This window comes from Mycobacterium sp. THU-M104 (assembly GCF_049197365.1).
In the GTDB taxonomy this organism is placed as follows: domain Bacteria; phylum Actinomycetota; class Actinomycetes; order Mycobacteriales; family Mycobacteriaceae; genus Mycobacterium.
Window position 1 is genome coordinate 1 of sequence record NZ_JBMIOP010000198.1, and the last position, 10,730, is coordinate 10,730.

General features: G+C 64.4%; 9 protein-coding genes, 2 tRNA genes and 3 pseudogenes. 6 read left to right on the plus strand and 8 right to left on the minus strand.

Annotated features, from left to right (window positions below):
* Nucleotides 1–98: 98 nt before the first annotated feature.
* Nucleotides 99–171: transfer RNA gene (locus ACOJVU_RS15630), tRNA-Arg, on the plus strand.
* A gap of 504 nt (nucleotides 172–675) precedes the next feature.
* A pseudogene (locus tag ACOJVU_RS15635) lies at nucleotides 676–870 on the plus strand (hypothetical protein); the annotation flags it as partial.
* A gap of 85 nt (nucleotides 871–955) precedes the next feature.
* Here the strand turns inward: ACOJVU_RS15635 and ACOJVU_RS15640 are convergent.
* Both ACOJVU_RS15640 and ACOJVU_RS15645 read right to left on the minus strand, forming a co-directional pair.
* Nucleotides 956–1,657: a hypothetical protein gene (locus ACOJVU_RS15640; protein ID WP_421530617.1), complete on the minus strand. Its 702-nt coding sequence runs from the start codon at nucleotides 1,655–1,657 to the stop codon at nucleotides 956–958.
* 55 nt (nucleotides 1,658–1,712) lie between these two features.
* On the minus strand, nucleotides 1,713–2,663 hold the full coding sequence (locus tag ACOJVU_RS15645) for a hypothetical protein (RefSeq protein ID WP_421530618.1): 951 nt from the start codon (nucleotides 2,661–2,663) through the stop codon (nucleotides 1,713–1,715).
* 405 nt (nucleotides 2,664–3,068) lie between these two features.
* Here ACOJVU_RS15645 and ACOJVU_RS15650 point away from each other — a divergent pair.
* Nucleotides 3,069–3,151 (plus strand) — tRNA-Arg (locus ACOJVU_RS15650).
* Between the two features lie 79 nt (nucleotides 3,152–3,230).
* Here the strand turns inward: ACOJVU_RS15650 and ACOJVU_RS15655 are convergent.
* The 6 genes and pseudogenes from ACOJVU_RS15655 to ACOJVU_RS15680 all read right to left on the minus strand — a co-directional run.
* Nucleotides 3,231–3,986 (minus strand): annotated as a pseudogene (locus ACOJVU_RS15655) (tyrosine-type recombinase/integrase); the annotation flags it as partial.
* Nucleotides 3,968–4,960 carry a hypothetical protein gene (locus tag ACOJVU_RS15660; RefSeq protein ID WP_421530619.1) on the minus strand — a complete coding sequence of 331 codons (993 nt, stop codon included), beginning with the start codon at nucleotides 4,958–4,960 and terminating at the stop codon, nucleotides 3,968–3,970. The pseudogene ACOJVU_RS15655 and the gene ACOJVU_RS15660, both read right to left, overlap by 19 nt.
* A 226-nt stretch (nucleotides 4,961–5,186) precedes the next feature.
* A complete protein-coding gene (locus tag ACOJVU_RS15665) occupies nucleotides 5,187–6,071 on the minus strand; it encodes a hypothetical protein (protein ID WP_421530620.1) in 885 nt (294 codons plus the stop codon).
* Between the two features lie 491 nt (nucleotides 6,072–6,562).
* Nucleotides 6,563–7,303 carry a DUF732 domain-containing protein gene (locus ACOJVU_RS15670; protein WP_421530621.1) on the minus strand — a complete coding sequence of 247 codons (741 nt, stop codon included), beginning with the start codon at nucleotides 7,301–7,303 and terminating at the stop codon, nucleotides 6,563–6,565.
* A 30-nt stretch (nucleotides 7,304–7,333) separates the two neighbouring features.
* The gene (locus tag ACOJVU_RS15675; protein WP_421530622.1) at nucleotides 7,334–7,960 is read right to left on the minus strand and encodes a hypothetical protein; all 627 of its coding nucleotides are present in this window, start codon (nucleotides 7,958–7,960) and stop codon (nucleotides 7,334–7,336) included.
* Between the two features lie 7 nt (nucleotides 7,961–7,967).
* Nucleotides 7,968–8,970, minus strand: a pseudogene (locus ACOJVU_RS15680) (phosphotransferase family protein).
* Nucleotides 8,971–9,175: 205 nt separating this feature from the next.
* Between ACOJVU_RS15680 and ACOJVU_RS15685 the strand changes: the two are divergent.
* From ACOJVU_RS15685 to ACOJVU_RS15695, 3 genes are all read left to right on the plus strand, one after another.
* Nucleotides 9,176–10,135: a class I SAM-dependent methyltransferase gene (locus tag ACOJVU_RS15685; RefSeq protein ID WP_421530623.1), complete on the plus strand. Its 960-nt coding sequence runs from the start codon at nucleotides 9,176–9,178 to the stop codon at nucleotides 10,133–10,135.
* 91 nt (nucleotides 10,136–10,226) lie between these two features.
* A complete protein-coding gene (locus ACOJVU_RS15690) occupies nucleotides 10,227–10,457 on the plus strand; it encodes a hypothetical protein (RefSeq protein WP_421530624.1) in 231 nt (76 codons plus the stop codon).
* 24 nt (nucleotides 10,458–10,481) lie between these two features.
* Nucleotides 10,482–10,637, plus strand: coding sequence for a hypothetical protein (locus tag ACOJVU_RS15695; RefSeq protein ID WP_421530625.1), 156 nt, complete (start codon nucleotides 10,482–10,484; stop codon nucleotides 10,635–10,637).
* Nucleotides 10,638–10,730 lie beyond the last annotated feature (93 nt).

Sequence of the window (10,730 nt, forward strand, 5' to 3'; positions counted from 1 at the left end):
GCCGAATGGGGCTCACTGCTAATGAGTTGTCCCCCTCAAAGGGGACCGGAGGTTCAAATCCTCTCGCCTCCGCCAGGAGCACACACAACTGAACACATGCGCCCGTAGCTCAACGGATAGAGCATCTGACTACGGATCAGAAGGTTGGGGGTTCGAATCCCTTCGGGCGCGCGATAACCGTAAGTCAGAGGACTTCAGTCGTCGCCCACAACACGCAAATACCCGCCGGGTGGGCGTTTGGTGGGCGTAAATGCATTGAACTCGTCTAGTGCGCGAGTGTTGTCCGGAGCCTCGTGAGCCCGATCGATCCCGATCGATGCAGTGCTTCCGAGTGACATCCGGCGGCGAATGACCCAGCTGGGCGGCGGCGGCTTCGGCTCCGAATTCGCGCTCAATGAGGGTGGCTGCGGTCTTGCAGAAGGTCTTCGGAGTGACCCAGCTGTAGTCTTCGCCGCGGATCGCCCGCCACCGGGTGTTGACGTTTTTGGGCCACCGCGGTGATCCGGTCCGGCTGGGGAAGACGAGGTCGAAGGGGAGCCCCCGTTCTTGGTGGTGGAGCAGGGCATCACTCCTATACTCCGGCAGCAGGAGCCGCCGATGCCCATGCGCGGTTTTCGGCAGCGATTGCCGCACACCCTCACGGTCTACGGTTCCGGCGACGGTGACGGAGGCGGGGTGGGTCCGGTCATCGAGTCCGTCCACTCACTGCGAGATCGGCTCACCCAAGCGGCGCAACGGCAAGTTGTTGTGTTCGGTCGCCTGCAACGGCGCGTCGCGATGATTGTTGTCGCACAGTTCGCAGCCACGCTCACCGAGGACAGCCGCGCTCCGCTGCTGTTGGTCCAAGGCGGATCGTCGTTAGGACTGCGCTGCGCAGGGGCCAATGCTTTCGCAACGCTGTGCCACGCGTACAACAGCCTGCGTGTTGCGCAAAGATGTGCCGATATTCAAGCCGTCAAGCCACTGTGCGCCAGCGAGGGTCATCGAAGGGCGACTTGCCATCGATGACGCCGTCAAGCCGCAACAGCAAGCGCAAATGCGGGTTGGTCTCCGGTGGATTGGCCTTGACCACGCTAAGTCGCGCCTGCCCGCCACGTATCACCGCGGTTACATAGTCCAGCAGTGGGTCGGGAACGTAACCCAGTTTTACTCCGTGATCGACGATTCGGATCGCCGCCGGGTTGACCACATTGTCAATCTCAGGCTCGAGGTGCAATACCCAGTCTTCCGGTAACCCTGAGATGCGGTCACTCGCGGCGTCGCAGCGGTGGCTGACACCGTGGGCCAGGAACCGCGCTTCGGTATGCCCGGTGGCGACGTCGATCGTTGGGAACGCGATCAACTCAATCGTGTCACCTTCGCGATACCCGCCGGAGGCCGACAAGATCTCCCAGGAGTCTGCGTCCTCGTTCAGGTTCAACTCCGCCAGATATTGCGGGCGATCGGCGCGCTTTGCGCCGATCACACGTTCGGCGAACGCGGAGAACAGATGGGCGCGGTGATATCGGCGACGGACATCGCTAAAACCGATCAACGGCACAAATGACGGCGAGCTGGCTGCCGTCTCCAGGTAGGCGAATTCGAAACTGCCGTCGGCAAGTCTGTCGAGGTATCCGATCGCGCGATACGTGCCGTCCGGGTCGCGCCTGGTGACCATCAGCCGCGCATCCGTGTCCGCGGTAAGACCGGCGGTCGATGGAACCAGCAGACCACTATGCCTCATCGATTAGTCGCCTCCGATTCACTGCAAGAACTTCAGCAACAAAACTACGAGTCACCTCTGACAAGTCCGGCACTGCTTCCACAATATCGTCGCACGCCTGGGCGCTGACCTGCGACATTTGGTTCATCCAGTGGCCACGCGCTGTAGGGCTGGCCGCCTGCAGTGCCTGCAGGGCAAGCTCGACCAGCGTCACTGGCCCCGAATCAGGGAAGCGTGTCGCTTTGCCGCGGCGACACCAGGCATCGACGCCTTCCGCGAGGGCCCGTTGGTGGACGGCCTCGCCATAGCCGCTGCCCAGGGCGCTGCCGTGGTCGAAGCTGTGCGCTAGGCGCATCGCCCCACTCGGTGCTTGTACGAGTGCCCAGTTTTTGGCGTGTCGGTCGGTGTTGACGATCCAGGCGTCCAACACGAGGTAGCCCGCGAATACGTCGAATGCTGACCACGACTCGTACAGGGTTTCCGGTGGACCGCCAAAGCCTGCGAGCACATGCTGGATTGCTTCCAGGGTGTGCCCTCGGCCGGTATCAGCGTCGAAGGTGTCATCGAACTCCTCCAGTCGGCTGGCCCCTGCGCTGAGTACCCACCCGCCTGGCCGCACATCTCGGCTTATCGAGCCCCGCACCGCCTGGTTATCCCTGAGCTGTACCGATAGGGCGAGCTCTGTCCTCGCCGCCGGCACACCTATCAACTGCGCCACTTCGTACGAGAGCTTCTCTGCCCAATCGTCACCGCGGACGAGAACGTCGGGCGGATCTCCTCGCTGTTCGCGCGCTCTGGAGCGCAGCAACTCCTTGGTGCGGCGCGGCTTGAACAGCCAGCGACGGCCCGCATGCAGGCTGTCATCGGGTGGAATAAACCAGCGCTTGCTCTCGTCGCCGCCGGGTTCGCGTTCGCCGCGTTCCCAGCCCGATGCGGCCAGGTCGATGACGGTGAACGGCATAGCCAACCAGCGTAAACACGTCCGGCTGGTTCATGCGTGCGCTCATAGCCAGCCTGCACCGTTTTCTTCCACGGCCGATACGCCCAGCCCAGATCGCGAACCGCCACTGGCGTGGGAGCCCCGTGGGGCCTGTCGTGCGGAGGGATCGACGGAAAGCCGTCATCGCCCCTTTGGCATGCGGCGGCCGGCTGGTCAAGACCCGTGCCCGCCAGTTGGAGTACGCAGCATCCCGCCGCGCAGATCGGTGAGAATCGTCCCGGCCTGGACGGGCCTAGACGTCGTCGCGGGCGATAGTCCGGAGGTCCGAGCTTGTCACGCAATTGTCACGACTCGCGTGACACGTCTGCGTCATGATGGGGCATTACGAGACGATTTGCGCAGGTGAGACCTTTTCGTTCATACACCGCGGGATGCCCTGGAACGACCTGAAAGTACGTTGTTCCTGACTACGGATCAGAAGGTTGGGGGTTCGAATCCCTTCGGGCGCACGATATATGCAGGTAGCGGGCCTTCGATCAAACGTTGGAGCGGTCGAAACTTCCGCAATCTGATACTGTCCTGATACTTTCAGCCGACACTTCGCTGACCAGCAAATTTGTCGAGCACAGCACGAACATCCGGTCCGCGCGTCTGGCGCTGAAGGTAGTGGGCTTCGGTGGTAGCCAGTTTGGCGTGGGAGAGCTGTTGTTGTGCCTGCTCAACACCCAATGCATCCCGGACGACGGTGGCCACCGTTCGCCGGAATGAGTTTGGAGTAACCCACGCGAGGTCATCAGGCAGCGCGGCGCGCAGCGATCTCCGCATTTTTGCTAGCGATGTCCAGTTGCCGTCGCGGTTGGTAAAGACGGGTCCGTCCATCCCTGATTCACCAACCAAGGTCGTGGGGGCTTCGACGCCGAACCGCGGTAACACCACCGTGTGTGGAGGAGCATTTCCCTTGCGGGCGTCCTGTCGATGAAGGGGCTTGCCCTTGATTCTGCCGTGGTCGATCAGTGTGCCTGTGATCGTCGCCGTGGGAGGTTCCGCCAAGAGGTCAACCTCTGACCAACGCATACCTAACACTTCATTGGGTCGCGCACCGGTAGCTGCCAATAGCTCCACGAATGCGGGCAGCAGCCGCCTCGGCCGCGGACCTGAACTCTTCCGGGCAGCATAGGCGCGCACGGCGGAGCGGACTTGCTCGAATTCCGCCGAAGTCGCCGCCCGTGCCGCCTTGAGGGTCGTCTTCCGGGTGCGTGCTTCCCGAATCGGATTGATCGAGAGCACGTCGTGGCGCACCGCCAGGCCGTACATCCCAGACAGGATCATCCGAAGCCGCTTGGGACGTCGACTGGAATCCGCCGAAGGATTTCGCCGAACTCGTCCATGCTGACTTGTCGCCGCTCGTTGAGCGTTGGCGCAAGTGGGTCAGGGGGTCCCCCTTCGATATTTGCGCACTCGACGATAGGGCATATCTCGGTGCTGAGCAGCTCGACCCAGGCCTCGTCACGATCCGGGTGATGCCTCGGGTGGCAGACAACCGGCAGCGCAGGCACCAGGTCATGCAAAACGTGGGCTTCGCCAGGCTTGAAGGCAGTCCAGCTGCTGACGTCCACCCACCGGTCCTGCGTAAGTGCTGTTTCTAGCGCATGGACCAATTCCCATGCCAGTGGAGGGAAGTAGACGGAAGCAACAGCGCTGATGCCCAACGGCGCCCCTGAGGCGCTGCGGCGCAAATGCGGCCCGCGTACGTGTTGGCCGAACATCGGTCCCGCGACACGGGCAGACACACCTCGCGCCAGCGCCAAGTAGAGGCGAATCTCTGGCGGCGTCTGTAGCGGACTTCCACTCATGAGCTGAGACGGGAAATCGGGCCAACGCTGGTGGATGATCGGCCCGGTGGCGCACATACCCAACAGGATCGAGCGGATGACCGCGCCGGGGTCGAATGTAATGGATGGCGTCGAGATCAGCGGCAAGACCTCTATTTGCCAGGGCTTCACCCAAAGTGGGCGTAATGCCTCGGCGAAGTGGCCGTAGGCCCCGTCGTATTTGCCAGCGTCGCTGTTGCAGTCCTTGCACAGGCCGTACAGGTAAATTCCGCCAAGGTCTTGGCGACCCGAACCGACCACGTGTTTGTTCGCAATCAGGCGGTACCGCTTGACTAACATCTCGTTGCCAGCGCAGCGCGGCGGGACGTGTGCCTGCGACATCCGCTTCGTGACCCCACAGATTCCGCAGGGACGTTTGTCGCCGCGCTGGTGGATCAGGCCCAGAACCTGAACGGGCTTATCGCTCCGTTTCGACTTCGACGACATCCACGGCCTCAACCACGGTCATACGGAAGACGATACGTCGATGTCCGTAGCTCGCTACGACTTTTGGCTGTCGGTCGGGCCAGTCGGCTACCTCAACATCCGGCGTGGGATGCCCGCCCAAGTTGACCGCCGCGACCATCCATGGCCCCTGACCGTCACGGCCAGGTACTCGCTGTCCTGCCTGACCGCGCCCACGCGATACGCAGTCGCCATTCTCCGGGCCGTCCTAAATGGGCTTGAGTTCGTCGTGCCCAAAGCAGTAAGTGCCCGAAAGAGGCCCAGATTTCACTTCCACGTCGCCGTCGTCGAGAATTCTCTTAACCGTGCCAACCTTCCCGTCGAAATCATCGCCGGATAAAACCACGCGCACCCGATGACCCACTTGCAGGTCGCTTGCGCTTGGACTCCCTATCGGTATCGGGGCTCTTCCCAGGCTTTCAGGCACGCCGTTCGAGGCCGGTCGCCGTCTTGGCTGAGTAGGTAGAGACGACTTGGTCGCAGTGTCGGAACTGGCTACCGGGGCGGGAGCGAAGCGGTACCCACAGTGCTTGCATACCCTGGCGTCGGCGAGCACCGTCTCGGCGCAATCGAGGCACTTCTTCGTTGTCGCCCCTCTATTCTCCGAAGCCCACGAGTCCACCAACTCTTCATCTGCAGCTTCTAGAGCTTGCTTCGCGATTCGCAAAAGCAATAGCGAGCCAACGGATGCCGCGGCAACGCCCGCCCCCGCAACATAGATGGCGATGCCGAAGTCCGCGAGCGTCCCCGGCTGAGTAGTGATGGGGTTTCCATCGGGACCGACTGGATAAAGAGTCCGCAAGTCCTTGTTAGTGACATAGCCGACGGCCAACAGCGCAGCCACGACGCACAGCACGATAGGTAACCATCGAACCGACCACCTGCCCCGGCTAAGCCGATAGCCGCTAACGGCGATACCCAAGGCAAGCGCGACGAGCGTCCAGCCGTCGTGCTGGATAAGAGTATTGTCGGCAACCCTGCTAAATGTGACTATCGGTTCGACAAGCGGCAAGAACGTCGAGATAGCAATCGCGACGGCACCGACGATAACTAGGCCCAGACCGAGAGGATTGTCAGACGCTGCTCTGTTCATTGCGCCCCTGCTATTCGGTAGTTCGGAGTGGTTTCGCTCCTACCGGGAGTGTGGACTGAGCGTGTGGCAGAAGTGTCTACAACCTGAGGCATTTACAGGAGATTCGCAGGCGGCTCTTCTCGTGTTACGGGTTCCGAGCGCCCTGGCCTCAGGCAACCTTGGCCTGCCCGCCGCGGATGGCGGCCGAGTGGACATGCGCAACCCCCAGGCGCCCCACGGACACCATTGACAGCAAACGCTGGCGCCCTTCACCAGTCTCCACTTTACTGATACAAACCCGATAAATCCGCCCGGATTCAACCGGTTTAGCACGGACGCTGTACCTACAGAAACTGTTGTGCCGCAATACATTAACGGACGAACCCGGACGGTCTCCTGCCGGTCGGATACGCCAGAAGGTTGGGGGTTCGAATCCCTTCGGGCGCACTCAGTCGGCAGCCGGCTGGAGCGCGACGAAACTCCCGGGGGGACGCGGGTTTCGGGTCGCCGCCTCACCCGTGACCCGGCAGGTCTTGCAGGTCGCCCTCGATGCCATGCAGGTCGCCTTGGATGCCGTGCAGCCTGCCTTCGATGGCCTGCAAGTCGGACAGCGCCTTTTGCAGGGACGGCTGCATCGTGTCCGGGGTGGTGTAGAACTGGGGGCAGTAGGCGACGATGGCCCCCGCGGTGACGGCGGTGCTCTGGTCGGCGTCCCAGATCGACGACTGCTGCACGAAGTGCACGGCGTCGGCGAAATCGGGGCGGTTCTTCAGGAATGCGCAGACCGCGTGCCCCTGGCTGGCCACGTACTCGTTGCTGGGAATGGGCACGCCTTGCTGTTTCAGCGCGTCGGTGAGCGCCTTGCCGGCGATGTCGGGCATCGGGGCCGGTGCTTTCGGGGCGGCCGGCGCCGGCTGCGCGGTCGACGGCGGGACTTCGGTCGGCTCGGTCGCCGGAGGTGATGTGCGGACGGCCAACAGCACCACCACCACCACTGTTGCCGCCACGGCGAGCAGGGACAGCGGCAATACCGCCAAGGGGCCCAGACGGCGCAGCGCACTCGTGCGCCGGCGCGGTGCGGCTGCCCGGGCGGGCGCGATGACGCCGGTGGGCGACACCGCCGGGCGGTGACCCAGCCGCTCGTCGAGCAGTTCGTCCACCCGTTGGCTCGACGGACCGCCCGGCCCACGACTCGACCGGCGCTCCAGGGCCACGAGTCGCAGCTCGGAGTCGATCGTCTCGCGATCGCGCATAGGAGTCAGTCTGAGGCCGTCACGGCGTTGTCACAAGCTTTTCGGCGACCAGTCGTGCCAGGCCGCGCCGAATTCCAGCGTCGTCTGGGGGATCTGCTCGGCGCCGACGATCTCGCGGAAGTGGTCCTGCCAGCCCCACCATGCGGCGATGTGAAAGACGTGGTCATGCCAGCTGAGCTGATATCCGGCAGGAATCGCTTCGCCTTTGTTCTCCGGCGCGAACACGGCGACCGCCAGCAGGCCGATCACCACCGACGCCGGCAGCTCGATCTTGCCGTCCCGCCAGATGTGCACCCCGGACGGCCGCGGGCCGCGGGGCGTCAGCTCGTAGCCGTTGGGCAGCTCGTCGTGGTGGCCGCGGTTCCAGCGGTGGATGCCGTAGAGCACGTCGGCGATGTCGGGGCGGTGGTCCGGGAGGTCGGATCTGACGGCGACGGGGAAGCGGCTCTGGCCCAAGTCGACTCCGGGCGCAGCCATCGCCCGGAAGACGTCGAGGGAGTCGCGGAGCGTGCGTTTGAACCGGACCGCGATGCCCAGCCGGGGGTGGCGTTTGGTTGCCGTCTCGTCCACCGCATTGCCGGCGTGCACCATGGCCTCGTCCCACTGCCGCCGCTCCCAGTGGTCGAGTGAGCGCGCGACCGATCGTCCGACGTCCACGGTGCTGTCAGGACCCGCTGTCGATGAGCGTCAGCGCTCGCTCGAACAGGTGGACCGTCGCCGCATGAAGCTGGTCGCCGACCTGCTTCTCGGCTTTGCCGGCACAGGCGCGCGCCAGGGTGCCCTCGATCACGATGCCCAGCTTAAAGCAGGCCAGAACGGTGTACCGGGTAACCTGCGACAGGTCGCGCGTCGTGTTGGCGGCATAGTGCCGTAACAACAAATCGTCGGTGCCGGCCAAGCCGTCCTGCCCGCCCAGCGAGTGACTGAACACGCTGGACCCGTCGGGCTGGCGCCATGTGGCCAGCAGCCAGCCCAGGTCCAGCAGCGGGTCGCCGATCGCGCACATCTCCCAGTCGACGATGGCGACCACCTCGGGTCCGGTGTGGGAGAACATCACGTTGGCGGCGTGATAGTCGCCGTGCATGATGCCGGGCATCCAGGTCGTCGGGCGGTGGGCTTCCAGCCACGCTGCCACCCGATCGACGCCCGGGATCTGCGGCCCCGGATAGTTCTCGTACTGCTGGTAGGACTCCAGCTCCGAAAGCCAGCGCGGTACCTGCCGTTCCAGGAAGCCGGCGGGTTTGCCGAAGTCGGCGAGCCCGACGGCGACATGGTCGACGGCGCCCAGCTTGGCCAGCGCGTCGGCCATCGACAGCCCCATCCCGAAGCGCACCCGCTCGTCGCGGGCGTGCAGCGGCGGCAAGCCCTCGCCGGCGTTGAATCCGTCGACCGGCTCCATCAGGTAGAACACCGCATCACCGAGCACGCTCGGGTCGTCGCACGTGGCGATCAGATGCGGGCGGGGAACTTCTGAGTCCGAGAGCGCTGCACAGACTTTCGTCTCCCGCAGGATCACGCTGTTGCTACGGGTGCGCAGATGGCGCGGCCCGCGCCGCAGCATGTAGGGCCGCCCGGCCCGGGTGAACCGCAGCATGACGTTCTGGGTCCCCCCCGGTGATGGCCGACGCGTCCTCGAGCGGGCCCTCGCCCAGTCCTCGACCGGTCATCCATTCCGCCACGGCCTCGAGGTCGACAGGGTTCTCCTGCGGCGCGGGTGTCACGGCACTGCCTTTCCCAACCTGTGGGCGCTCTCAACCTGTGGGCCCCCTGGGAAAGAGCGTAAGCCACCGGCGCCGGGCGCCTCGGACCCGAGCCAGCTGGGACACTGGTGTGCGCAACTGACTTACTTTCGGGTTCGGAAGGGAACTGACGATGGCGCGTACCGACAACGATTCCTGGGACATCACCCAAAGCGTGGGAGCCACCGCGCTCGGTGTCGCCGCAGCGCGGGCCGCGGAGACCGAAAGCGACAATCCGCTCATCAACGACCCGTTCGCGCGCGTGTTCGTCGACGCCGCGGGGGAAGGCATGTGGAGCATCTACGCTGATCCGGCGTTGCTGGCCAAGGCCGTCGGGCTCGAGCCGCAACTGCGGACGCGGATCCAGCTGATGATCGACTTCATGGCCACGCGGACAGCGTTTTTCGATCAGTTCTTCCTCGGCGCTGCCGACGCCGGCGTCCGGCAGGTGGTGATTCTGGCGGCGGGCCTGGATGCGCGTGCCTGGCGACTGCCATGGCCGGACGGCACGGTGGTCTACGAGCTGGATCAGCCCAAAGTGCTGGATTTCAAGTCCGATACGCTGCGCGACCACGGGGCGCGGCCGGCGGCGAAGCTGGTGAACGTGGCGGTGGATCTTCGCCAGGACTGGCCGAAGGCGCTGCACGAGAAGGGATTCGACCCCTCGCTGCCGAGCGTGTGGTCGGCCGAGGGTCTGGTCCGATATCTGCCGGCCCAAGCCCAGGATCTGCTGTTCGAGCGGATACACGAGCTCAGCGCCCCGGGTAGCTGGCTGGCTTCCAACGTACCCGGCGAGGGGTTCACCGACCCGGAACGGGTGCGGCGCCAGCGCGAGGACATGCAGCGGATGCGCTCCGCCGCGGCCAGATTGGTCGCCGCCAGGTCAGGCAAAGCCGAGATCCCCGACTTCGACGACCTCTGGTACGCCGAGGAGCGCACGCCCGTCGACCGCTGGCTGCGCGACCACGGCTGGGACGCGTCGGCAGTGACCTTTCCGGAGTTGATGGCCCGCTACGGCCGCAGCATCCCGCGGGGTGCCGAAGATTCCATGCCGCCAACGCTGTTCGTGTCCGCGCGGCGGCGGGCAACCTGATCTGGGGGTTTGCCCAAAAGGTTTAGACATACGTCGAACGGGTACTGACGAGCGTACGGAATTGATCGCTCGAGCACAGTGGAGGTCGCGAATGCGCGGTCGCGGGATTCTCGGCGCGATTGTCCTGGTGTGGCTGGTCGTCGGAGGTATCGCTGCATGGCAGCGCGATTACTTCACCGGTGGACCGGCAAGTTGTGTCACGGCGGGAAACATCGCGCTGACCGTGATCGCGGGACCCTTGAACTACGCGGGTGTCAACCCCAAAGTCAAGGACTGCCGCCTCCCGCAACCCAGTTCCATGCCGGCAGTGTCGGTGTCCTAACCCCTTACCCCAAAGGAAGTTGTCGTGATCGTCCTGGGCGTGGTCTTGCTGATCCTTGGTTTCGTCTTCGGGATCCATCTGTTGTGGGCGCTCGGTATCGCGGCGCTGGTGATCGGTGCCGTGCTGTGGATCGTGGGCTCCGTGGGCCGCCCGGTCGCCGGCAGGCGTCACTGGTACTAGTGGTCTCGCCCGTAAGTTCGTCGGGGGTTGTTACCAGACGCCGCTGGTGCCGAGTCTGCGCTGGCGGCGTCGAGACTGTGCTCAGCGCTACTT